Source organism: Paenibacillus sp. GCM10012306 (genome assembly GCF_042649265.1).
Classification (GTDB): domain Bacteria; phylum Bacillota; class Bacilli; order Paenibacillales; family Paenibacillaceae; genus Paenibacillus_AQ.
Genome location: NZ_JBHRYW010000002.1, coordinates 14,724 through 37,664, shown reverse-complemented (window position 1 = coordinate 37,664; position 22,941 = coordinate 14,724). Strand labels below are relative to the sequence as shown.

General features: G+C 48.5%; 25 protein-coding genes and 1 other annotated feature. Of the genes, 3 read left to right on the top strand and 22 right to left on the bottom strand.

The genetic code is table 11. The features are described from left to right. Window positions 1–103: 103 nt before the first annotated feature. From ACFORK_RS03885 to ACFORK_RS03795, 19 genes are all read right to left on the bottom strand, one after another. A complete protein-coding gene (locus tag ACFORK_RS03885; RefSeq protein ID WP_066363296.1) occupies window positions 104–376 on the bottom strand; it encodes an HU family DNA-binding protein in 273 nt (90 codons plus the stop codon). A gap of 299 nt (window positions 377–675) precedes the next feature. Next, on the bottom strand, window positions 676–2,154 hold the full coding sequence (gene spoIVA / locus ACFORK_RS03880; protein WP_379195872.1) for a stage IV sporulation protein A: 1,479 nt from the start codon (window positions 2,152–2,154) through the stop codon (window positions 676–678). Between the two features lie 80 nt (window positions 2,155–2,234). Next, complete coding sequence (locus tag ACFORK_RS03875) at window positions 2,235–2,468, bottom strand: hypothetical protein (protein WP_379195870.1); 234 nt, start codon at window positions 2,466–2,468, stop codon at window positions 2,235–2,237. Between the two features lie 123 nt (window positions 2,469–2,591). Then, window positions 2,592–3,341: a hypothetical protein gene (locus ACFORK_RS03870; protein ID WP_379195868.1), complete on the bottom strand. Its 750-nt coding sequence runs from the start codon at window positions 3,339–3,341 to the stop codon at window positions 2,592–2,594. A gap of 38 nt (window positions 3,342–3,379) precedes the next feature. Then, window positions 3,380–3,748, bottom strand: a complete 369-nt coding sequence (locus ACFORK_RS03865; protein WP_379195866.1) for a 2Fe-2S iron-sulfur cluster-binding protein — start codon at window positions 3,746–3,748, stop codon at window positions 3,380–3,382. A 15-nt stretch (window positions 3,749–3,763) separates the two neighbouring features. Continuing rightward, complete coding sequence (locus ACFORK_RS03860; protein WP_379195864.1) at window positions 3,764–4,378, bottom strand: nucleotidyltransferase family protein; 615 nt, start codon at window positions 4,376–4,378, stop codon at window positions 3,764–3,766. Window positions 4,379–4,462: 84 nt separating this feature from the next. Further along, window positions 4,463–4,642, bottom strand: a complete 180-nt coding sequence (locus ACFORK_RS03855) for a DUF2768 family protein (RefSeq protein ID WP_379195862.1) — start codon at window positions 4,640–4,642, stop codon at window positions 4,463–4,465. Between the two features lie 138 nt (window positions 4,643–4,780). Beyond that, on the bottom strand, window positions 4,781–5,056 hold the full coding sequence (locus ACFORK_RS03850; RefSeq protein WP_379195860.1) for a stage VI sporulation protein F: 276 nt from the start codon (window positions 5,054–5,056) through the stop codon (window positions 4,781–4,783). A 67-nt stretch (window positions 5,057–5,123) separates the two neighbouring features. Beyond that, a complete protein-coding gene (locus tag ACFORK_RS03845) occupies window positions 5,124–6,164 on the bottom strand; it encodes an NAD(P)H-dependent glycerol-3-phosphate dehydrogenase (RefSeq protein WP_379195858.1) in 1,041 nt (346 codons plus the stop codon). After that, window positions 6,157–6,774, bottom strand: coding sequence for a glycerol-3-phosphate 1-O-acyltransferase PlsY (gene plsY, locus ACFORK_RS03840; RefSeq protein ID WP_379195855.1), 618 nt, complete (start codon window positions 6,772–6,774; stop codon window positions 6,157–6,159). Before plsY ends, ACFORK_RS03845 begins: the two co-directional genes overlap by 8 nt. Before the next feature lie 12 nt (window positions 6,775–6,786). Next, complete coding sequence (gene der, locus ACFORK_RS03835; protein WP_379195853.1) at window positions 6,787–8,109, bottom strand: ribosome biogenesis GTPase Der; 1,323 nt, start codon at window positions 8,107–8,109, stop codon at window positions 6,787–6,789. A gap of 175 nt (window positions 8,110–8,284) precedes the next feature. Further along, window positions 8,285–9,580, bottom strand: a complete 1,296-nt coding sequence (gene rpsA / locus ACFORK_RS03830; RefSeq protein WP_379195851.1) for a 30S ribosomal protein S1 — start codon at window positions 9,578–9,580, stop codon at window positions 8,285–8,287. Window positions 9,581–9,687: 107 nt separating this feature from the next. Next, window positions 9,688–10,275, bottom strand: coding sequence for a lysophospholipid acyltransferase family protein (locus tag ACFORK_RS03825; RefSeq protein ID WP_379195849.1), 588 nt, complete (start codon window positions 10,273–10,275; stop codon window positions 9,688–9,690). Further along, window positions 10,272–10,982 carry a (d)CMP kinase gene (gene cmk, locus ACFORK_RS03820; protein WP_379195847.1) on the bottom strand — a complete coding sequence of 237 codons (711 nt, stop codon included), beginning with the start codon at window positions 10,980–10,982 and terminating at the stop codon, window positions 10,272–10,274. The genes ACFORK_RS03825 and cmk overlap by 4 nt, the downstream gene beginning before the upstream one ends. Before the next feature lie 203 nt (window positions 10,983–11,185). Then, complete coding sequence (locus ACFORK_RS03815; RefSeq protein WP_379197082.1) at window positions 11,186–11,839, bottom strand: flagellar brake protein; 654 nt, start codon at window positions 11,837–11,839, stop codon at window positions 11,186–11,188. Between the two features lie 163 nt (window positions 11,840–12,002). Next, window positions 12,003–13,361, bottom strand: coding sequence for a germination protein YpeB (gene ypeB / locus ACFORK_RS03810; RefSeq protein WP_379195845.1), 1,359 nt, complete (start codon window positions 13,359–13,361; stop codon window positions 12,003–12,005). 385 nt (window positions 13,362–13,746) lie between these two features. Next, window positions 13,747–14,442 carry a glutamic-type intramembrane protease PrsW gene (gene prsW / locus ACFORK_RS03805; RefSeq protein WP_379195843.1) on the bottom strand — a complete coding sequence of 232 codons (696 nt, stop codon included), beginning with the start codon at window positions 14,440–14,442 and terminating at the stop codon, window positions 13,747–13,749. 134 nt (window positions 14,443–14,576) lie between these two features. Beyond that, complete coding sequence (locus ACFORK_RS03800) at window positions 14,577–15,191, bottom strand: genetic competence negative regulator (RefSeq protein WP_379195841.1); 615 nt, start codon at window positions 15,189–15,191, stop codon at window positions 14,577–14,579. A gap of 229 nt (window positions 15,192–15,420) precedes the next feature. Beyond that, a complete protein-coding gene (locus ACFORK_RS03795) occupies window positions 15,421–15,795 on the bottom strand; it encodes a hypothetical protein (RefSeq protein WP_379195839.1) in 375 nt (124 codons plus the stop codon). A gap of 94 nt (window positions 15,796–15,889) precedes the next feature. On the opposite strand from ACFORK_RS03795, the gene ACFORK_RS03790 reads away from it, so the two are divergent. Further along, complete coding sequence (locus ACFORK_RS03790; RefSeq protein WP_379195837.1) at window positions 15,890–16,798, top strand: polysaccharide deacetylase family protein; 909 nt, start codon at window positions 15,890–15,892, stop codon at window positions 16,796–16,798. Between the two features lie 1,028 nt (window positions 16,799–17,826). Here the strand turns inward: ACFORK_RS03790 and ACFORK_RS03785 are convergent. From ACFORK_RS03785 to ACFORK_RS03775, 3 genes are all read right to left on the bottom strand, one after another. Next, window positions 17,827–18,597: a metallophosphoesterase gene (locus ACFORK_RS03785; RefSeq protein WP_379197080.1), complete on the bottom strand. Its 771-nt coding sequence runs from the start codon at window positions 18,595–18,597 to the stop codon at window positions 17,827–17,829. Window positions 18,598–18,659: 62 nt separating this feature from the next. Next, complete coding sequence (locus tag ACFORK_RS03780) at window positions 18,660–19,028, bottom strand: hypothetical protein (RefSeq protein WP_379195835.1); 369 nt, start codon at window positions 19,026–19,028, stop codon at window positions 18,660–18,662. Then, on the bottom strand, window positions 19,025–19,621 hold the full coding sequence (locus ACFORK_RS03775; protein WP_379195833.1) for a CPBP family intramembrane glutamic endopeptidase: 597 nt from the start codon (window positions 19,619–19,621) through the stop codon (window positions 19,025–19,027). The genes ACFORK_RS03780 and ACFORK_RS03775 overlap by 4 nt, the downstream gene beginning before the upstream one ends. Window positions 19,622–19,735: 114 nt before the next feature. On the opposite strand from ACFORK_RS03775, the gene ACFORK_RS03770 reads away from it, so the two are divergent. Further along, the gene (locus ACFORK_RS03770) at window positions 19,736–20,641 is read left to right on the top strand and encodes a hypothetical protein (RefSeq protein WP_379195831.1); all 906 of its coding nucleotides are present in this window, start codon (window positions 19,736–19,738) and stop codon (window positions 20,639–20,641) included. 119 nt (window positions 20,642–20,760) lie between these two features. Further along, window positions 20,761–20,987: a binding site (T-box leader), on the top strand. A gap of 256 nt (window positions 20,988–21,243) precedes the next feature. Further along, window positions 21,244–22,836 (top strand): phosphoglycerate dehydrogenase, encoded by a 1,593-nt coding sequence (gene serA / locus ACFORK_RS03765; RefSeq protein ID WP_379195829.1) that lies wholly within the window; start codon window positions 21,244–21,246, stop codon window positions 22,834–22,836. Window positions 22,837–22,941 lie beyond the last annotated feature (105 nt).

The following is a 22,941-nucleotide window of genomic DNA, read 5'->3' as shown; positions in this document are numbered from 1 at the left end:
CCTCTGAACCTATTAATCTGTCCTTAGACTGTCTCAAAAACAAATGCCGCCTGGGAGGGCGGCATCGTGTTTGTCGAAAAATCGGGTCGATATGTAGAAATCTTTATTTGATTCCGTCTTTAAGAGCTTTACCCGGTTTGAACGCTGGGACCTTGCTAGAAGGAATTTCGATTTCTTCACCAGTTTGCGGGTTACGGCCTTTACGTGCAGAACGCTCGCGCACTTCAAAGTTTCCGAATCCAACCAGTTGAACTTTGTCACCGTTTTGCAGAGCTTCCGCGATGGCTTCAAATACAGCATCTACCGCTTTGGTAGCATCTTTCTTGGGAAGTTCAGTTGCTTCAGTAACAACATTGATCAAATCAGATTTATTCATATCTTTTCACCTCCCTATAGTAAATTTCCGGTATCATTCACTCTTTCCGTTTCAACGCAAAATATACGTGATAATCCCGTTTATTAAAGTACAATGGCGCCCTTAGACCCTAAAAGCGCAACAAACTTATAGTAATACAGCCCATCCATAATTTCAAGGCGTTACTTAAAAAAGGAGCAGAAAGTATCAGCCGCAATGGCGAACCTGCATGATTTTCAGGTCCTATGCTAACATAAAAACAGCTGCAGCTAGCAAAAAAAGAGCAGGAAGGCTCCTGCTCTTTCATTGTGTCTATTTGGTTAAAGAATGATCGCAATCAATCCACCCGAGCCTTCGTTAATGATCCGGCCCAGCGTTTCCTGAAGCTTGTAACGGGCGTTATCCGGCATCATAGCGATCTTACCCTGAATGCCCTCACGGACGATGGAGTGTAGTGACCGTCCGAAGATATCCGACTCCCAGATCTTGATCGGATCGTTCTCGAAGTCCTGCATCAAATAGCGGACCAGCTCTTCACTCTGCTTCTCCGTTCCGATAATCGGCGAGAATTCCGACTCAACATCGACGCGGATCATATGAATGGATGGTGCTGTGGCTTTCAGCCGGACCCCGAAGCGCGAGCCCTGACGAATCAGCTCCGGCTCATCCAGAGCCATTTCAGCCAGCGATGGTGCGGCTATGCCGTAGCCTGTGGTCTTGACCATCTCCAGCGCTTCGGAGAAGCGATCATACTCGCGCTTGGCATGTGAGAACTCCTGCATAAGCTGGAGCAGATGATCCTTGCCGCGAATTTCAACCCCGACCACTTCCACCAGAACTTGATCGTACAGCTCTTCCGGGGCAAACAGGTCAATCTCGGCTACCCCCTGCCCCATGTTCATCCCACTGAGACCGGCTCTTTCGATAAAATCATATTCAGTGAACTGGGAGACCAGCCGATCAACATCGCGCAGACGACGAATGTCTTTGACCGTATCGCGAACCGAATTCTCATAGCTGCTGCGCAGCCAGTGGTTCTCGCCAAGGACCATCACCCAGCTCGGCAAATTCACATTCACTTCATGCACAGGGAATTCATAGAGTACTTCACGTAGAACTCCGGTCACATCATCCTCGGACATGTTGGCTGCACTTAGGGTCATGACTGGAATATCGTATTTGAGAGCAAGTTCACTGCGAAGCTGCTGAGTTTCCTCACTGCGTGGCCGGGTAGAGTTGATAACAAGCACAAAAGGCTTGCCTACCTCCTTCAATTCGGCAATGACGCGTTCTTCTGAATCCACATAGGAGACGCGGGGAATTTCTGCGATAGTGCCATCGGTAGTGACGACAACCCCCAGTGTGGAATGCTCTTGAATGACTTTGCGAGTTCCGATCTCTGCCGCTTCCTGGAACGGAATCGGTTCTTCGAACCAAGGTGTCGAGATCATGCGCGGACCATTCTCATCCTCGTAACCTTTGGCCCCATCAACCGCATAACCGACACAATCGACCAGCCGAACGTTTACCTCCAGCCCTTCCGCGACCTTAATTTGCACCGCATTGTTGGGGACGAATTTCGGTTCTGTTGTCATAATTGTTTTGCCGGCCGCACTTTGCGGAAGCTCATCCACAGCTCTTACTCGATCCGCTTCACTCGTGATGTTAGGCAAGACGATAGTCTCCATGAAGCGCTTAATAAATGTTGATTTACCCGTGCGGACCGCGCCGACGACGCCAAGATAAATATCTCCGCCGGTTCGCTCGGCAATGTCCTTGAAAATATCCACTTTTTCCAAAAGAGATCCCCTCCTCATATACTTCCGAAGAAAAAATGCCTGCAGAGCATCGACTTCGCGTTCCGCCGGTGATCATGACCCTAAGGCAGGACACTAACCGGACCTTCGTATGCCCGCTCGTAGCTTAGCCGCTTGGCGATACGGAACGTACGGTCCCGCGCTAAACTCCGAATGCTCGGACATGCATTTGGACTAGTATCATCATATGTATCCGGTACGGATTTATGACCTGCTTTCGCGCAATTCGTATAAAAATCATAAGAGGAGCCTGCGCTTAGGTTGCGGGCCGGCCAAACGCCCGGAAGCTTTCTCATCAATCATATGAGGAAGGTAACTCTGATAGAACCGTATACATAAGGTGGAAAAAAAAGAAACGGCTACCCAACAGGGCAACCGTTACTCATAGGACATTAGGACAGTTAGATTATTAATCTCTCTCAACTTGGGGGCTGAGGAACAGGCTGTCCGTTAATCCACTGGTAGGGAAGGGATTTTACCGGAACATAATAGGAGGCCTGCTCCAGTTCAAATCGCAGATCCTGCCCTTCTTTATGTTCGCCACCATTCTTGTCGATGGCATTCATAATATCGAATACATAATCAACGTACACCGTACCTTCACTATCCATAATAAATTCAAGAGGCTGGCCAGAGTATACACTGTTCAGCGTAATGCTAGCCGTTCCCGCTTTCTTGGCATCAATGGTATGCAGGCCTGGATATAACGCCTCTGCCACCGGCAGCTCCCCACCATGGGAAGATTTGTAGCGATTCACTTGACGCTGGACATCATTAACCTTCTGTACGGTCACTAGGTCCATGACTTTCACCTTAGGATTAGTTTCTTCATCCTGGATTAGAAAATATGCGCTGCCACCCTTCTCAAAGGCTGTGGCCGGGATGTCGTCCAGATACCCTTTTTTGTTCAGCTTGTCCAGATCAATTCTGAACTTCTCGTATCGTGGTGTTGTCTCATCGGCATTCAGAATCGGGAGTAGCCCCTCCTCCTGCTGGTAATCGTCAACGGCTGCCTGTATCCGCTTGACACTCTCACGGTAATTCCCCCCTGACTGCCGTTCCGGTTCCCCTGGATACATACAGCCGGAAAGAGGAAAAGACAGCAGCAGCAACAGTCCCAGGAGGCTTCCCGCCGCTCTGAGCCTCTTCTTTTGCAAGATGTATTTCAAGAAGATCTTCCCCTTCTCTATGAATGTATCGTTCGCTATTACCAGAGCTCGTCCTCTTCCCCACGCCTGGCTGCTTCGAGCTTCCGCCGGACCGCAGCCTTCAGCGGGTCCTCCGGCACAGTGACCGTGACGTCGTCCCATACGGCGGCCTGACAGGCGAGACGCTGCCCCTTCTCGATGGCGCTTCCGAGCTTTCTTCGCTCCGCATCTGAAGGCGGACTTACGCCTTCGGCCTGCTCGGGGTCTATTGTAACCTTGCACATCAGGCAACCGGCCTTGCCGCCGCAGCGTGTTGCGATGGTCACGCCAGCCTTGCGGGCGGCTTCCAGCAGACTAACTCCCCGATTCACAAGCACAGAACGACCTTCGGGTTGAAACACTACGGTTTTTCCTTTTTGCGATATCATGCTGTCCATCCTTTCTTACGCATTCGCCCTGGAAATATCCAGTTGCCCCTTCAGTATAGACATGTGGGTCGGTCCCCATTGATGAAGTTCGATAAGTTCCTGCAAGAGAGGCAAGTGGCGCGGCATATCCTTTTTCATGACAGAGGTGATGACTTTATAACGATCTACACGCCCCCGAAGAATATTGAACACAAATTCGTGCGCCAGTGGCATCAGCCTCAGCATTCCGATCGCTGGAAACACTTGTAATGAGGTATGGCGCAGTAAGCGAACTGTATCAACAGAATAACGGGACAGCCCTCTGTAAATCCGAAAACCGCACACCAGCTCCACACTTATCCCTCCAATCAGATAATGACTGAGCAAGGAATAACAGCCGTTACTAAGGTCTTCCACAGGATTATCAACGGCATAGTGACATAATGCATGATGAAGCCGCTCAGCATCCCCCAAATCGGCATACAGGTCAATGTCCTGTGGCATTCTCCCCAGCGTGACACCATGCAGCAGCAGCCCACAACTCCCGCCCAGCATCCATAGCGGAGGGTTATTGTCCCATGTAAAATCCAGTAAATCGGCCACGCTACGCAGCGCTGCCAGCAGCTCCAGAGATATCTCCGGTTCGGCCATATCATCACATCCATCCCTACAAAATCGTGATACGATTCCTTCAGAACTTGTCTATGAAGTTAGTCCATGTTGTTATGTAACGGCTTACATAATCGAAGCTGCCCCGCCCAAAATACCAATCACCATTGTCACAAAAGCAATGACCGACAGTATGGCCCGAACTACGCCCTTAGTCTTGCTACGAGCGAAGGTAATCAGGAATACAGATAATCCCATCACTAGGATCGCTATCAGGGATAACCACATTTTTGTCATTGGATCCATGGCTGAGCTCCTCTCATTCGACTGCAATGTATAGGGACTATTATATCATGAAAGATATCCATTTCTGCAAAAAAAAGAGCAAAAGAACCGGAATACTGCTGATTCCAGATTCTATTGCTCTTTTGCCAGGCCATAAAACTATTTTTTCAGGATCAGTTTCATTAAAGACTCCATCGAGCCTGAAGTGGCCCCGCCTTTTTTGACAGCATTGACTATTTCTTGCACCGTAGATTCACTGACCGGTACTTTAGCCATTGATGACACCTGCTTGATCAACTGGCGGAGCTGGGCTTCATTCTGCGTAGTTCCCGGCTTAACAGTACCGGCAAGTTTTTTGATGGCGCCTTCGGTGATGTTTTTCCCTGTCTTCTTGTTAATGGCGTTCAAAGCATCCTTGGAAAAATTTTTGCTCACTTCTCATCCCTCCTCCGTCAATCCCCAATAACAACATATGAGGATATCCGGCAAAAGGTGAACCTAATCAGGAGTGCCATTGTTCCCAAGTTTCCTGCGAGATAGCTTCCATTTCCGTCTTGCGGTCACGGCCCATCAGCGCTTCTACCGCCTTGCGCGGACTTCTTTCCTTGAACAGCACATGATAGATCTGATCGGTTATCGGCATCTGAACACCTAGCTTAAGCGAAATGGCATATGCTGCTTCCGTCGTGCGAATTCCTTCTACCACCATACCCATGGAATCCAGCACCTCTGCTAGCGGCTTGCCCTGACCGAGCAGTGATCCTGCGCGCCAGTTACGACTGTGCTGACTGGTAGCTGTAACCACAAGGTCGCCAATTCCGGCCAGACCAGCAAACGTAAGCGGATTCGCACCAAGTTCTACCCCGACCCGGGAGATCTCCGCCAAGCCGCGAGTCAATAGCGCAGCTTTAGCGTTGTCGCCAAAGCCCAGACCATCGGAGAGACCTGCACCGAGAGCGATGATATTTTTAAGAGCTCCGGCCAGCTCTACCCCTACCAGATCTCGGTTCGTGTATACCCGGAAATCATTGTTAATGAACAGTTCCTGCACAGCGGCCGCTCGTTGATCGTCATTGGAGGCAACAACCACTGTTGTCGGACAGAGTCGCACGACCTCCTCGGCATGACTCGGCCCGGAGAGCACGACCACCTGTCCTTCAGGACAGCCCAACTCTTCTGATATCACGGTAGACATGCGCTTCATGGTCTCCGATTCGAAGCCTTTAGTGGCATGCACGCAGATCATGTCTTCCCTCCAAAAAGGCTTTAGACTGCGCGCAACCTGCCGCATGCCCGAAGAAGGTGCGACAATAACCACAGCGCTGGAGCCGGTTACTGCCTTCTCCAAATCCGTTGTCGCAATAATGTTAGCGGGCAGCGTAATTCCTGGCAAATAATGATGATTGGTATGGGATGAATTAATTTCAGCAGCCTGATCAGGGTTGCGCGTCCACAGATAAACCTCACGGTGGTTGGCTGCCAGCACACTTGCTAGCGCCGTCCCCCAGCTTCCCGCGACCAGCACAGAAACTTTATCAGACAACGCGGTTTCCTCCTTTAACCTTAGAGCCGATCTTGTTCTCACGGCCCTCGGCGATCTTCACAATGTTGGTCCGATGACGCCAAAAAGCAAAGACAGCAATAACAATGCTTGTCCAAAGAATCGGCGACGTAAAATCAGTCAACAGCAGAAAGAGCGGTGTCAACGCCACAAAAATTAGCGAACCCAGGGATACATAGCGGGTAATGACAATAGCCAGAATGGCGATGATTCCAGCAGACAGCGCAGGCCAGAACGCAAACGTAGCCATTACACCGATCGTAGTCGCAATGCCTTTACCGCCGCGAAAATGAAAATACACCGGCCAATTATGCCCCACAATAGCAGCAATTCCGCAGAGTGCCGCTGCCCAGGTGCCCCAGCCGAAAAGCCAGGTGCCCAGCCATACAGCGGCAATCCCTTTCAGTACATCCAGAACCAGCACCAAAATCGCAGGGCCTTTTCCAAGAACCCGTAACGTATTGGTTGCACCTGCATTGCCGCTGCCGTACTGACGGATATCAATGCCTTTCAGTAGCTTGGCAAGCAGTACGCTAAAGCTGACGGAGCCAAGCAAATAGCTGACAACGATAACCAGAATTTCAAGCGCCACGCTTCTTCTCCCCTAACCTTCGTCTGATTTGCGCCGTGTAAAGAGCCTGATCGGCGTTCCTTCGAAATTAAACGCCGCACGGATTTTATTCTCCAGATAACGTTCATAGGAGAAGTGCATCAGCGACGGATCATTAACAAACACGACAATCGTCGGAGGCTTCACAGCAACCTGAGTTGCATAATTGATGCGCAGACGGCGTCCTTTGTCCGTTGGCGGCGGATTAATAGCAACAGCATCAGAGATAACATCATTAATCAGATGCGTCGTAATCCGAAGCGCATGCTGCTGTGCCGCGTGTTGAACCACTGGCAGTAGCTTCTGCAGGCGCTGCTTGGTCAGTGCGGACAAGAAGACTACAGGTGCATAACTCATGAACAAGAAATGATCGCGAATCTTGTTCTCAAAGTTCTGCATCGTCTTGTCATCTTTCTCTACAACATCCCATTTGTTCACAACAAATATAGATGCTTTACCCGCATCATGAGCATAACCGGCAATATGCTTGTCCTGGTCAATAATGCCCTCTTCGCCATTAATGACAACGAGCACGACATCTGCGCGCTCAATCGCACGCATTGCACGCATCACACTGTATTTCTCGGTATTCTCATATACCTTACCACGCTTGCGCATACCCGCAGTATCAATCAACACGTAACGCTGTCCGTCCCGTTCAAATGGCGTATCGATCGCATCCCGCGTAGTACCAGCAATATTGCTGACAATAACACGTTCTTCTCCCAAGATCGCATTGACCAGCGAGGACTTGCCGACATTCGGACGGCCGATCAGAGCGACACGAATCACATCTTCATCATACTCTTCATCTGTCAGCTCTGGCAGACGTTCGGTAACGGCGTCCAGCAGGTCCCCGAGTCCAGTCCCGTGGCTTCCGGAAATGCCGATTGGATCGCCAAATCCGAGGCTGTAGAACTCGTAGATATCTTCCGCACGTTTCATATTGTCCACTTTATTAATAGCCAGCACGATTGGCTTGCCTGAGCGGAACAAGATCTGGGCAACTTCCTCGTCCGCATTTGTCAGCCCACTCTTTGCTTCGCACATAAAGATGATGACATCAGCTTCCTCAATCGCCAGCTCCGCCTGAACACGGATTGATTTCAGAATTGCGTCTTCACCGTCAATTTCAATACCACCAGTATCAATTACACTGAACGAAGTACCGTTCCAATCAGAAATACCATAGATCCGGTCACGTGTAATCCCCGGTTTATCTTCTACAATGGCCAATCTGTCGCCGATCAACCTGTTAAAAATCGTCGATTTCCCGACGTTAGGCCTCCCAACGATCGCCACTACGGGTCTTGCCATATTCATTCCTCCTGTCGTCCTTACGTTACTCATCATAGCAAAAAACTATAAAATTGGCTAACCGTAAAAACACAATCGGCGAACCCCCGTATTGAGGGTTCGCCGATTACTTTACCCGGTTAGATTCCCCATCCCTGAAAAGACGGGTATGTCCGTTTCATTCTGGGTTAAGGGATTAGTTGCCCTTGAATTTGTCCAGCTTGTCGCCGAAACGCTCAGCAAGTGTGAAGCTGAGGCCTTCGTTGCTCAGAGAAACATTCGGGTTGTTAAGCACTTCTTTAGGTGCTCTGTCTCTGCTTGGTCTTTCCGGCTTAGCGGAAGGAGCAGGAGCTTCCTCAGTTTCTTTGATGCTCAGGCTAACGCGTTTTTCGGACGGGTTGAAGTCAAGTACTTTCACTTGAACTTCTTGTCCTTCTTTCAGCACTTCGTGCGGAGTGCCGATATGCTTGTGGGAAATTTGCGAGATGTGAACAAGTCCTTCAACACCTGGAAGCAATTCCACGAATGCGCCGAAGTTTACCAGACGTTTAACTTCGCCTGTAACAACATCGCCGATATTGATTTTGCCTGCTGCGGAATCCCAAGGACCTGGAGCAGCTGCTTTAATGCTGAGGCTGATTTTTCCTTTTTCAGGGTCAACCTTAAGTACTTTAACAGTTACTTTATCGCCTTCGGATACCACGTCAGATGGTTTGTCAACATGGTTCCAAGCGATTTCGGATACGTGTACGAGACCGTCTACTCCGCCGACATCAACAAATGCGCCGAATTGAGTCAGACGTTGTACAGTACCATCGATAACTTGGCCTTCAGTAAGCTCAGCCATGATCTTTTGTTTGTTGGCTTCGAATTCTTCTTCAAGAACTTCTTTAGCCGACAGGATCACTTTGCTGTTCTCACGGTCAAGTTCTTTCACTTTAACGCGAAGGGTACGTCCTTTGTAATCGCTGAAATCTTCAACGAAGTGACGTTCAACCATGGAAGCTGGAATAAATCCGCGCGCGCCAACATCTGCTACCAGACCGCCCTTAACAACGTCAGCCACAGTAACTTCGAAAGCTTCTTGGGAAGCAAAGTACTTCTCAAGATCTTCCCATGATTTTTCGCTGTCGATTGCACGTTTGGAGAGCACGAGGCTTTCCTTGTTGTCGTTGATGCTAACAACTTTGCACTCTACTTCCTGTCCAACTTCGACAGCTGCAGCAGCGTTGTCAAGTTGTACAGAAGAAAGTTCGCGAATTGGAATCACACCGTCGTATTTATATCCAATGCTTACATAAGCTTGGTTATCTTCGATTTTGACGATTGTTCCTTTCACGGTATCGCCTTTTTTCAAAGAAATGATTTCCAAATCTTCCTGGTTAGTCACTTCTTCGTTGTTGCCAGCAGCTTCTACAGCTTCTGTTGCTTCTACGGTTTCGTTGTTCTCAACATTCTCCGCAGCTTCTTGATTTTTAATTTCCTCAGACATGTGATTACCCTCCTCGATTCAAAACCCCATTTATTTAAACCCGCGTAGAGCAGAGTTCAAAACAATCATTACCTTAAAATCTTACCACCCGGATACCGGATTTGAACCTAACTTGCACTTGGCTTGCCAGTTTCCATCATCTCGTGAATGCGGGCCATGATCAGATCAGTAACTGCATCCAGAGAATCGCTACCCGCACCTTCGAACGAACTGAGATCAATGGGAGCCCCATACACAACAGTCATCCGACGAAAAGGCTTGTACTCGCCGATAATGGCGGCCGGAACAACAGCAGCACCGCTCCGAAGAGCAAAGCTGGCTGCACCTCTCTTCGCCGCTGCGGCATCGGAATTGCGCGTACCTTCAGGGAAAATGCCCATGACATAGCCGCTGCGTAGCGTAGTAAGAGCTGTTTTAATGGATTCTTTACTTACACCACCACGTTTGACTGGAAAAGCACCGAGCTGTCTGATAAGCCAGCCCAGAACTGGAACCTCGAAAAGCTCCGCTTTCGCCATATACTTGACCTTACGCTTCAATTTAATACCAATCGTCATCGGGTCAAGCAAACTGATGTGGTTCGCGCAGAGCAAAACCCCGCCTTCCTTTGGCAAATTGTCTCTCCCTATAATTCTTAATGGAAAGACAATAGCGTAGATCACACGGAGTATTCCAACGCAGATGTTATAAATCATAAATGATTTCTCTCCCCGTCAACATAAGATCTGCAGTGTGACACGATGGCCTCTACAACCTGAGTGATATTCATTGTCGTCGTATCCAGAAGAGTTGCATCTTCCGCACGGCGCAGCGGTGAGATCTCCCGTCCTTCATCCAGACGGTCACGCTGGGCAATATCATGTTCAAGCTGCTGTAGAGTGACCTCTTCCGTATCCCTGAGCTCCTTGTAACGACGAAGTGCGCGCTCCTCCACACTGGCCGTCATGAAAATCTTCACTTCGGCATCCGGCAGCACGGTCGTTCCGATATCGCGGCCGTCCATCACAACCCCTTTGCGTAGCGCCATCTGGCGCTGTAGGTGACTGAGCCTGGATCTTACACCTTCGATCTTGGAATACTGCGACACAAGGCCGCTGACCTGAAGACTGCGGATATGTGGGGTCACGTCTTCCCCATTGATCAGCACCTTCTGCCTGTCTTTCTCCGGAATCAGCTCCATCTCCATGCCGTTGACGACTCGGTCGACTTCACTCTCATCTTCCGGCATAATACCTTCACGGATCATATACCAGGTTATCGCCCGGTACATCGCTCCAGTGTCGACATAAATGTAAGAAAGATTCTGGGCAACCAATCGGGCAACAGTGCTCTTGCCTGCCCCGGCAGGTCCGTCGATAGCGACGTTAATTCTGTCGTTAATATGTGTACCCTGCCTATCCAACGGGGCATTCCTCCTCAAACACGCTTTCATAAGAAAAGCATCTGACGATGCCTTTTCAAATCAGCATTGACTTCATACCGGCAAGGCACTCCCCACCGATATTATCAAGAAAAAAGCAGGCATTGCCTGCGACTTATGAAATTATATCACAGTTTGTACGTCAGTGCAAAATCGCACAGGTCATTCCACACCAGAAAAAAGCCCTATCTGTTGCGGAAATCGAACTGACGCTCAAAGCAGTATCGGATTATTTTCTGGCGTTCGGTATCGGAAATCGCGGCAAACTTCAGCATCGCCAGACTGCGACCGTTCTCCAGCGTTTTGATCCGTACCACCTCACCCTCAAAATTCACATGTTCTGATGTACCGTTGCGGTAAGGAACTAACAACCAGCAGGACAGTCTGTCCTCTACTTCGAGCTTTACCTTAGCATCGGTCAGAAAAGAAGTTCCGCCTCCACCGACATCCTCCGTTCGCACGAGGAACCGGCTGCCACTGCTGGTTTTCACAGCCAGCTCTAATTCTGCGGTTACGCGCAGGAAGCTCCGGCGCTGGATCTTGAAAATCGATTCTTGCGCAGGCTTGCGCACCCGAACCATGCGAATTACATCTTCCTTGAAACCTACAACGTGGGTATAAAAATAATTTTTGATTCCGCCCTCTGTCATAAAGTAGACCGAAAGCTCGTCCCCAATCGTCAGTTTCTTCAGTCGCCCGCTGCCCTCTTGCATCGGGATTTCAATCCAAAAAGCTTCATCTTCCGTCTCTGCGATTCTCGATCTATATTCAATTTCAGCCTCTACGGCATCGCTAGAAGCGACTTGAATGTATAGATTGTCGTTGATTTTGGGATACAAAGGTGTCACCGCCACATGAATTAGTAAGATATTCTAATTCTGATTATAGCATGGCCTTTCACAACCCGGGTGAGAAATATATTAATGACGATAAGAAAAAAAGGGCGGCAGCCCTTTAGGGGTGCGCCCTGCTTGATCGGCTCTCTTCGGGGAAGAGCAACCGTTATTTTTTCTGAGCTCCTGAGGAGGTTCTAACTTGCTCCACTGATTCTTCCGTACCATCCTCTGCATTCAGATAGATACGATACTTGGAACCGTTAATCTCTCCGCCGAACTCATAAGTCAGTACTTCCGTGGAATCGTCATTTTTAATCCAGGCCAAGCGGTTATAACTTTCCTTAAAATCTTTATTCAGCAATTTCCGTGCTTCTGCCAGAGAAAGCTTCGGCTTCGGAATCTCCCGTTTATTCTTATGCTGATTAACATAGTCACTGGCCTCAAAACCGGTGGCTTCCCCTGTGTCGAGCCCGACACGAACGGTTATTTTCTCCGGATAAATCAGAACGTCACCTTGCTTCGTAACATATGTCAGGTTACCCATGTTGTCGTACCGATCGGCACTGACTGCTGTCATATGAGGAAACCCCTTCTTGTTCAGGAACTCCTCAGCTTTGATTACCGCCTCTTTCATGGAGACCTTGGCCGGCCCTACCTCACGGTTATTGTGGTAAGAGATCAGCAGACCACCATTTTTGGTGAAATCCATACTGATTAGCTGCTTTTGGTTTGAGCCGGTAACGGTGGCTGTATAAGACTCCCACTCCGTGCCCTTACCATTTTCCCGAACATCCACCTTGGCATTAGACCCGGCATCAGCAAATTTGATCGCCTTACTTCGGATCTGCTCTGGGGTTACTGGAGCGCCACCCAGTTTCTTGACAGAACGCTTCTCATAAATACTTGCTACAGAAGGGCCCCAATCCAGCTCCGGATACTCTCCTACTCGCTTGTCCACAGTCTTGAAACCATCAATAATCGTATTGTCTTCCGATTTGTTCTCCGTCGCTAGCGCCGTCTCCACATCCATCCAGCGCAAGCGGTTGCTGATGACCTTGTTCTGTACGTCCTGCAAATTCTTCGAGATTTCACCCGAGTTGGTGTAAAGGGTCTTCAAGTTCTGAAGTTCACCGTCGGTAAGAGGTTTTTTGGTGAAATCCCGTACTGCGGCTTTATAAGAAAAGTTAGAAATTTTGGAGAGGAACTCCTCTGTCTTACTGAAGGGCAACAGAGTTAATGGCAACTGGTTGATTTCATTCTGCGCCTCGCTGGTCAGCCGCCATACGTTGACGAGACCTTTGCGGTGCGTCCCGCTAGATGCAGAGTTGACCGCAAGCGTATTTCCGAGCTCACCGTGCAGACGTTCAACATGATAAGAAAGATCGTGAAAGGCACGCTGGTACTGGTTCTCCGCTTTTAGCAAAATTGAGTTCTTCTCCTGATTCTCCTGGTATCCCCACACAAGCGCTCCAAGCAACAGCAGCGCGGTCAAGGGGAACATTACAGCACTTAATCTTTTGTACATATGGCTGCAAGACTCCTTTCGATAGCTAATTGCCGTTAGTTTGACAATAACCGAGAAGTCTTATGCATAAAAAGAACCAGCTTTACCGTCCACATAAAAAAAATCCCCGCGTAATGCGAGGACATGATGCAGTCAAGAATGTTATACCCTAACAGTCTCCTGCTCCTTAAATATGCTCTTCAATATGAAAGCCGCTGCTGTTACTGCATAGACATTGCCTGAAGCCGGTCTGGATGACACCCTGTTCCTTAACCCCTCTTAAAATATAGGTCTCCCCGCAGTTTCTGCAAATGATTCGAACCTTTACCCGCAAAAAAAGACACCTCGCTACTCTATGGAATTCCTTGCTGCGGAATTGCTTTTAGAGTAAGTGTGTCCAATTCTACTACGTATTAACCTCTTCTTCTCGCTTCAGAGCCCGGAAAGGGGATCGATTGTTAGCTCGGGCGACCTTACCCATTCCCCCATACCACAGAAAAGCCATTAGAGGAACGATGAACCATATCCAGTAGTTAGCTGTTGTGTTCAAAATAAAATCATAAATCCCATGCCAAGCCCACGGCAAAACCAGTGAAATGAACAGAATCCACCGCGTTCTGACCCCTTTTGAGAACTTGGCCCTGCCCATGTGATAACCCATAATCACGCCAAACATGGCATGTCCAGAAACAGGAAGCAGAGCCCGCAGAAACATGGAGCCGATGGAGGCATGGCTGTACCAGGCGTACATTACATTTTCTATTGTTGCAAAGCCAAGCGAGATCGCTACGGCATATAGTATTCCATCATATGGCTCGTCAAATTCGGTATGGTTGTAAATCATATGGTACAGCACAAACCATTTCAGAGATTCTTCCACGCCGGCCGATATGAGGAAAGATTCCACATACGGACCGTCGCCCCAGCCTAGCGTAAGTCCTCTTTGAATAATCATTACCGGAAAAACGATCAGAAATCCAAGGAGAAACACCTTGATCACCATGTGCAATGGTTCTTGATCATATTTGTCTTTCAGATAGAAAAAAGTTAGCAGAGCTAGGCCTGGCGCCACTGCCGACGAAATAATCGATAAGATAAGCACCGAACAACCTCCCTGCATGTTAAGAACCGGGCATATGCCCAGCTCCTCAAAACCTATTTTCAACTTAAGAGCTGCCTATTCCTTAAAGCAAAACAGGGCTGACAAGCAAGCTTACCAGCCCTGTCCCTCCCTGATTATTCCTGCCGCTTGAAGTGCGTGCAGAGTACTTCCACTGCGTTCTCAGCCATAACGGTCTTACCGTATTCAGCCAGTACGGCGTCTGTAACCGATGACGAATCACCAAATTCAGCCAGTACGGCCACTAGACCGGATAACACAGATTCTTCATATTCCTTCGGATCGAAGTAGAGATACCATTTATCATTATAAGAATACAGTTTTCCCCCGGAAGTAATATTGCCGATGAGTACATGAGCCGCTTCAACCAGAACCTCAAAGTCGCGGAATGCATATACAATGGAGTCGCTTTGTTCGAGAGTAACTTCCATTTCGTAAATCTCTTCGGGCAATTCATCCTCCCCGGACGCACCGTACTGATGGTGATCATATTTTCCCCGGGTCACAATAACGACCATGCCTTGCGCGGGCAAAGCGAACACTTCCACGGCCAACGGACCAGTCGCGTCAAAGCCAAGTTCGCTGTAAGCCTGATCCATCATCTCCGTAAACAGGTCGTGCACCTTGGGAACTTCCTGCCACATATCTTCCTTCTGGATGCCCCGCTCGCTCAGGTCGTCAAAAGTGAGGAAAATCCGAATCTTATCTTGACCTAATCTCTCTATTCTCATGACAGGATCCTCCTTTTGCAAGCTCAATTTATTATAATGTATGATGAGTCCCGAGTAATGAGCCAAAAATGGTTACTATGTATGTATGTTATCATTTTGGCGCCATAAATGCACGTAAATAAATATAAAATCCGCACCCCATTTTTAAGCTGTCTGCCTTGCTGAATAAAAAAGAATCATTTTGCGGATATGTGCATCCTCAAAATGATTCTGCAGAAGCCTTTTGCGGTTACAAGCCCGGTATGGTCGAGTGCGTTTCTTTCAGAATCTTCTCGACTTCTTGCTTCACATCAGGATTACTTCCAATAAATTCCTTAAGCATTTTCAGATTGGATTCTTTGGACTGAACCGGGGATTCGGATTTCTTATGCTCTCCCTTGTCCGATTTGGCATCATGCTCTTGACCTTGTTCTCCCGCTGCCGAGGTATTTCCAAAACCTGTCATAGCCATGCCGAATATTTTATCCTTGGCCCGTTCACCGGCGCCGTGCCCGTTCGCGCCTGATTGTCCTAGCGAAGACATGAGCGCGTTGCGTTTTTTCGAGATAATCATACTGGCAGCAGCACCCAGCAAAACTCCGCATAAAAATGACGAAGTATTCATATCCTCAACCTCCTTGTATGGTAAAATCATGTCTAGTGTTCGCGGAAAGAATCCGGCTCATACAGTCTAATAACAGGAAAGCGAGTTGAAAAAAGTGGGTAAAGCAACAATAACGCTACTGCTCGCCGCCTTTCTGCTGGCATCATGCAGCAATAATGGGGGCCAGTCTGAGGCAGTGAAATCCACAGGAAATTCACCTAAAGCAACTGCATCGCAGGAAGCATCGGCAGCACCGACAGAAACAGTTGATTCTGCAACCAACACTGGAACCTCTGATGCTAATGTGGTAAGCCCGTCCCCACAGGCAAGCCAAGACGTGGAGGGCAGTACAAGTGGCAATGAACAGGCAACGGAAATTCCGCTCCTGTACCATATGAACAAAAATTATGATATCGTCCCTAATGAGGAAGGCACACCCAAGAAAGTAGTCCTCCTCACTTTCGACGACGGCCCCAAGGAAGCCAAGATGATCAATTCGATTATAGATACCTTGGACAAGCACCATGCCAAAGCCATTTTCTTCGTAAACGGCTACCGGGTTAAAGAGCATCCCGAATTGTTGAAGCTTATTTACGAACGGGGCGGCATCCTCGGCAATCACAGCTGGGATCATATTATCCTAAAGGATAAGCCTTATGACACAGTAAAGAAGCAGCTTGAAGATGTTCAGACCGCAGTCAAAGAGATTACTGGCGAGACACCGCATTTCTTCCGGCCTCCCCACGGGGGCGGCGGCGATGTTGGCAAGAAGGTTGCTGCCGAGAATGGCATGCTCTACATGACCTGGTCAGTAGGCTCACTGGACTGGGAGATGAAAGAGAAGGATAGCAACAAGACAGAAAAACTGATTGGAAACGTAACAAGCCAGCTCCACTCCGGAAGCAACATTCTGATGCATGAGCTTCCCTGGACAACCGAAGCGCTGGATACGCTGCTAACGACACTGGAGGAAAAAGGCTACAGCTTTGTAGATCCCCGCAGCATTGAATTGAAGATGCGCTGAGTATGGAAGACTAATAAGACCACTTGCTGATATTGTGAAAATTAAAGGGGTCGTCTCATAAGTGAGCGGTCCCCTTTCAAGTAGACAGGACTGAGGTAGAAAGTTCAAAAATAGACATTTTAGAATCAACGCTCCCTTGAAGCAGCGTTGATTCTAAACGTAAAAGCTCCCCTCTTGGTAGGCAGAGATAACCATTAACTCTGCTACGACTAGGGGAGTTTTTTGTTAATTCAAATAATGGATACGGTAGAGCATGCTCCAGCTCGAACGCAACACCTGACGCTCAGGAGTGGTATATAAAGTTCAGTAACTAAAAGTAAAATGGGACCTTAAACCGCCGCCGTGCGCATGTCGTGCAGAATGCTGGGATGATCAGAGCCCGGTGCAAGTCCCCACGCCCTATCTTTGGAGCTAAAGTTCTGAGTTAGGCTTTTAGGCTCTGGGCTCTGGGCTCTGGGCTTTGGGCTTTGGGCTTTGGGCTTTGGGCTTGGCTCTGGGATTGGTCTGGGATTGGTCTGGGTTTGGACCTGATTTAGCTGGAAAATGTACCGTTATTTCTCCCCTTTCCTCGGGTTTTGTTCGAATTAACAGGAATTTCTCCAGTTAAATTCCCCATTTATTCGAAAATAGAGGGGAACCCTAGAGATTAACAGGAGTTTTTCCCGTTATTTTTAGAAACATCCCTTTCTGCGAATCAATAACGGGAGTTTTTCCAGTTGTTTAAGCATCCCATGACATCCACTTTTGCTTTACCGGATCGGCACGTCTGAAGGCCAAGTGGGGTTCGGGTTCGGGTTGGGCTTGAGGTTGAGGTTGAGATTGGCTCTCACGTTAGTTTTGGCCTGCCCCTCCTTGCTTCCAGAAGCGGAGCGTCAACCAAAATAAAACATGGCGGGTTCAGGAACTCTCCTGAGCACCGCCATGTTCTATTTTTGTATTTTTTAGGGACTTACTACAAAATCAGTGCTAGCTTCGTCAATGGGCTTCTCATCAAGGAGATACCTAGTTTGGGACAGACTCTTTATGTGTCACACATCCTTCTTGCATCGCAACGTGAGTATATGCATCTCGGCAGGACTGCCCCAACGGATCGGAAAATGCGCCGTACCGAAGCCACGGCTGATCAGCACCTTGGCAGTTCCTCCTGAACCGTCATTGCGGGGCCATGGATACATCCCTGCCTTGTATTGATCATAAAAACTCTCCACACGCTTGCTACCGATAAGCGGCAGAACCACCTGACCGCCATGGGTATGTCCTGTGAGCACCAATTCGCCTGGAACTGTACGCCTTTGTGACAGCCACATCGGATCATGAACCAGAAAGATTCTGCAGACGTCAGCCTTCGAACCTGACAACACCGGTAGTGGGGCATATGCTATCTTCCCACCCTGCTTGGGAAAGTCCACTCCAGTCAGCCAGACCGCTTCTCCCTCATGTTCAATAAGAACATTCTCATCAAGCAAGAGTCTTGCACCGCTGCTTCGGATAATCTCATCTACAGTATCTATATCTGCCTTATAGTCATGATTCCCATGGACGGCATAGGTCGGCGCTATAGATACCATCAGTTCCATATTGTCAGTCAGACGATCCAGCGGACTATTCTTTTCGGTCAGATCGCCCCCAGCAAAAACAGCATCCACCTTGCCTTTTAGTGCCATCAGCATATCCGAAGGAAGCCGCCGCCGATGAATATCGGTAATGAACAGAATCCGATAGCCATCAAAAGATGAGGGCAAACTCTCCAAAAATATTTCCTCGGCAATAATCCGATTCTTAAACGCATTGATCACCATCAGCAGCACAAATGAACCTCCTGCAATGAGCAAAAGGGATCCAAAAATGTAGATGGAGACAATCACCATAACTCACCCAATGGCGGGGCACCCTTAATTCCCCACGTCAAAAGAAAACCTAGCAGCAAAACGAATAGAAAAATCAGCGAATTGACGAACATTTTACTGAGGCGTACACGATCGGAGGAATAGGTTTCGGAACGGGACGGGGTTGACTCTTCACCTGTGTTTCCTTTGTCAGGAGGCGTAACCGCGGTCGACTGATGGCGGCCCTTACGAGACAGCGTGGCCGGCGGCTTTACCGCGACTGGACGAACCGGCTCATCTACAGCTGGATTGCGGTTTGCCCGGGTTGACGGTTCGGCTTTGGCAGAGGACTGCTTCCGGTTTTTCTTCTGCCGGGATTGAACCCGGCTTAATTGCTCGCTCATGACTCCCTCCTGTATCGGATGACCAAACCGGAGAAGAGGTCGATTACAAAATGGCATAAAATAGGCGCCCAGAGGCTTCCTGTGTGAATGTAAATATATCCCAGTCCATAACTACTCAAGAACACCCAGCCCGTAGGAATCCAGTGCCGCAGATAACGAACATGGATCAGAGCGAATAAAATACTGGTCCAATATGGACCAAATGCATGTTGAATCGCTCCCCGGAACAGCATTTCCTCGCACACCGCCACCATTGCCGCAATCAGCACAATATGCCAGATGGGCCGGGCGCGGAATAGCATGTTATTGATGCCTCCATCATCCATTGTTTCTTCTGGCACAATATATGTTAACAAAAAGTCAACAATTAGCATTAACCCAGCCAAACCAAGGCCCCAGTACAGAAATTGTGTGTTTTCGGGCAGATTTATGACTTGAAGCGGATTTCTTTTCTGTAATAAAATCCAGATCAAACCGATAAATAACGTAAGCCCTTGTGTAATGTAGAGATTAAGCAAAAGAAGACGGTCTGTAAGCTGCTGCGGTTCTACCCTTTTTACTTTGATATCACCAATCTTAAATTTTTTTCTCATCATAACCTGCCTGTTCTATAATGATTTTTCCGGGCAGTCCCAAAGTAGAGTCCGTCCTTAGCAATTACTGCAAAATACATAACGATTATTTCCCCAGAAAAAGGAGCACTTATTATGAAGAATCTAACCTCCCGAACCCAGATGCTGTACACGCTTGGATTTCTGTTTTTCCTGATTTCCACATTCGCCGCTTTTTTTACGGGAGTGAAGGTTGGCGCAGATAAAACTGAAGCAAAATACGAGCACCTCCAGAAAACCAAGAGCGCCGAGGAAACTTCTGGATCATACCAGCAGCAGGATCTTGTTACCTTCTATCATAACGTATTTTTGCCTTATCGGGAATTCAAGCGCAGTTGGAACAGCGAAGTCGACAAGCTCGCTCGAAGCACGAATGCCCGTGAAAACGCCGCCACGCTCAAGAATTTAGGTATCCTTGCCGACAAACAGTACAAAAAAGTCAACCAGGACTCTGTTTTTACCAATTCGCCGCTGCTTCAGCAGTCTCAACTTAATATCCTGAAAAGTCTGACCCTCTTCTCTCAGGCCTCCGGCAAGGTATCTGCCAGTGCAGGGGGCACGGAAACTGCCAAGCTGCTTAAAAATGATCCTTTTACAGTCAGCGCAGTTAAATTCGGCCTGCAGTCACAAAAACAATTCTACGATTCCATGCTGAAGTGGGGAGCTAGCGCCAACAAAAAGATCCCTGCCTCTTCCAAGGAAATCAATAGTCTAAGCTTTGTCCAATGGAAGAAGATGCCGTTGCTGCTCAAAAATGCGACAATCGCGGACATGCTGCTGAACCGAGGGATATTTGCGGGGTATGATCCCCAGGATATAACTGCAAAAGTAGACGATATGATTTACTCTGGCACTGCAAGCTCGCTCAAGCTCACAGACGTTCAGTCGTCCCTGACGCTGCTGGTTTCCACAGGTGCTGTTCAGGAGCAGGATTTCATCAAATGGCGGGAACAATATTATCCCAAGGAAACGATTCCCCAGCTCCCGTTCTTTTATGAATAAGACCAGTTACTGCATCATATCGAAAAATGAGGCGCACTTCAAGCAGACCGAAGACTCATCCTGCAAAAGCCTATTGACACATTTGGCATAGCCATGTTACATTATGAAAAATTAATCAAGCAAAAGCGATGATGGAACAAAGACGATGCTAGTCTTCAGAGAGCCGGTGGTTGGTGCAAACCGGTGACGAACAGAAGTCTTTAGCGCTCCTGAGATATTGTATCGAACTTTTAAGTAGGTGCAATCGGATCACTCCGTTACCAGTGTGGCCTATGCAGGCCATTGAGGCTGCTTCTGACAAGATGCAGTGAATTAGGGTGGTACCACGACAACTCTCGTCCCTTACTACGGCAGTAGTATGGGGTTGAGGGTTTTTTTGTATCTCCGCCGTCCCGTTGGCCTTCTCTCATATGGGCATTTATCTAATTTTCGCGGGATAGCTGCATCTATTTTCTTTGATGCGACACCGCGTTGCTTCGCTATTTTTGTAGCGCACTCCTTCTTGGCGGCAACAATGCAAGATCCTTCAGGTACTGTGGACCGCCCTTTCGGGGGCATCCTCAACATAAAAAGCTTTCTAATCATAAGGAGGAAGAGAAAACATGTTTAAAGTATTAGTATCGGATCCGATCAGTGATTTGGGAATTCAGCAGTTGGTGGATGCAAGTGATGTAACGGTTGACAAGAAAACAGGACTCAGTGAAGACGAACTTATTGCGATTATTGGAGAATACGACGGCCTGCTCGTACGCAGCCAAACAACAGTTACTGAAAAAATCATTGCAGCTGGAACCAACCTGAAGGTCATTGGCCGCGCTGGCGTAGGCGTTGACAACATCAAGCTGGATGCAGCTACTCAACGTGGAGTAGTTGTTATTAACGCCCCGGACGGTAACACCATTACGACCTGTGAGCACGCTTTTGCTATGATGATGGCTCTTGCCCGTCACATTCCACAAGCCTATGCCAAGACCATTGGCGGCACTTGGGACAGAAAGTCTTTCCTCGGCGTTGAGCTGCGCGGCAAGACACTTGGCGTACTCGGCATGGGCCGGATCGGTAGCGAAGTAGCCAAACGCGCCAAAGCCTTCGGCATGAGCATTCTTGCCTATGACCCGTTCCTGACGGCTGATCGTGCTGAGAAACTCGAAGTCAAGCTGGCCTCCGTGGATGATATCGTCCGGAATGCAGACTTCATGACGGTTCATACTCCACTGACACCTGAAACACGTCATATGATTGCCCGTCCGCAATTCGAAGTAATGAAAAAAGGTATGCGCATTGTAAACTGTGCCCGCGGTGGCGTTATTGACGAGCTTGCACTGGTAGAAGCAATTGACAGCGGAATTGTTGCTGGAGCCGCATTTGACGTATTTGAGAAGGAACCGCCTGAAGCTGATCACCCGTTCCTCTCCCATCCGAAAATTATCGTAACGCCGCATCTGGGTGCTTCGACCGTTGAAGCCCAGGAGAACGTTGCAATCGACGTTTCCGAGCAGGTACTTAATATCCTGCGTAACGAACCATTCATTAACGCTGTAAACATTCCGCCGGTAGCACCAAGCGTAATGAACAAGTTGCAGCCTTACTTTAACCTTGGTGAAAAACTGGGAAGCTTCGCGACCCAAATCACCGACACCGCCATTCGCGAAATTCACGTTGAATATGCCGGAGACCTCTCGGATGTAGATACACAGCCGCTGACCCGCTACATCGTGAAGGGTGTGCTTTCCCGCCACTTCGCTGGTGATGTCAATATTGTCAACTCCATGCACCTGGCCAAGACCCGCGATGTGAACGTCGTTGTGACTAAAGCTTCCAAGACCAAAGGCTTCACGAACCTCATCACTGTGACTTTGAAAGCTGAACATGATGAAGAGCGCCTCGTAGCCGGTACCCTGCTTCAAGGATATGGCGAGCGGATTGTACAAGTGAATAAATTCCCGGTTGATATTGCGACAGAAGGTCATCAACTCGTGATCTCGCACAATGACAAACCGGGTATCATCGGTCTGGTAGGCACACTGCTGGGCGAGAACAATGTGAATATCGCCTCCATGCAGGTTGGACGCAAAATTGTTGGCGGTGCAGCAATCATGCTACTCACTGTTGACAAGGCCGTTCCACAAGACGTGCTGGTGAAGCTGGCTGGACTGCCAGAAATCAACACCGCTGAGGAAATTGTTCTGCTGTAGGCTTAATGCTACTCCAGAAATGTTATTCTTATTGATACATTTAAGAAGCCATCCCCGTTCTTTAGCGGGGTGGCTTCTTGTATTTTACTCAGGAACAAGGACTCA

Coding starts and splice junctions, on each gene's coding strand:
- ACFORK_RS03885 (WP_066363296.1), bottom strand. CDS start 376: ATGAATAAATCTGATTTGATCAATGTTGTTACTGAAGCAACTGAACTT.
- ACFORK_RS03875 (WP_379195870.1), bottom strand. CDS start 2,468: ATGAGAAAGCTTCCGGGCGTTTGGCCGGCCCGCAACCTAAGCGCAGGC.
- ACFORK_RS03865 (WP_379195866.1), bottom strand. CDS start 3,748: ATGATATCGCAAAAAGGAAAAACCGTAGTGTTTCAACCCGAAGGTCGT.
- ACFORK_RS03860 (WP_379195864.1), bottom strand. CDS start 4,378: ATGGCCGAACCGGAGATATCTCTGGAGCTGCTGGCAGCGCTGCGTAGC.
- ACFORK_RS03855 (WP_379195862.1), bottom strand. CDS start 4,642: ATGGATCCAATGACAAAAATGTGGTTATCCCTGATAGCGATCCTAGTG.
- der (WP_379195853.1), bottom strand. CDS start 8,109: ATGGCAAGACCCGTAGTGGCGATCGTTGGGAGGCCTAACGTCGGGAAA.
- rpsA (WP_379195851.1), bottom strand. CDS start 9,580: ATGTCTGAGGAAATTAAAAATCAAGAAGCTGCGGAGAATGTTGAGAAC.
- ACFORK_RS03825 (WP_379195849.1), bottom strand. CDS start 10,275: ATGATTTATAACATCTGCGTTGGAATACTCCGTGTGATCTACGCTATT.
- ypeB (WP_379195845.1), bottom strand. CDS start 13,361: ATGTACAAAAGATTAAGTGCTGTAATGTTCCCCTTGACCGCGCTGCTG.
- ACFORK_RS03800 (WP_379195841.1), bottom strand. CDS start 15,191: ATGAGAATAGAGAGATTAGGTCAAGATAAGATTCGGATTTTCCTCACT.
- ACFORK_RS03795 (WP_379195839.1), bottom strand. CDS start 15,795: ATGAATACTTCGTCATTTTTATGCGGAGTTTTGCTGGGTGCTGCTGCC.
- ACFORK_RS03785 (WP_379197080.1), bottom strand. CDS start 18,597: ATGGTGATCAATGCGTTTAAGAATCGGATTATTGCCGAGGAAATATTT.
- ACFORK_RS03780 (WP_379195835.1), bottom strand. CDS start 19,028: ATGAGCGAGCAATTAAGCCGGGTTCAATCCCGGCAGAAGAAAAACCGG.
- ACFORK_RS03775 (WP_379195833.1), bottom strand. CDS start 19,621: ATGAGAAAAAAATTTAAGATTGGTGATATCAAAGTAAAAAGGGTAGAA.
- ACFORK_RS03770 (WP_379195831.1), top strand. CDS start 19,736: ATGAAGAATCTAACCTCCCGAACCCAGATGCTGTACACGCTTGGATTT.
- serA (WP_379195829.1), top strand. CDS start 21,244: ATGTTTAAAGTATTAGTATCGGATCCGATCAGTGATTTGGGAATTCAG.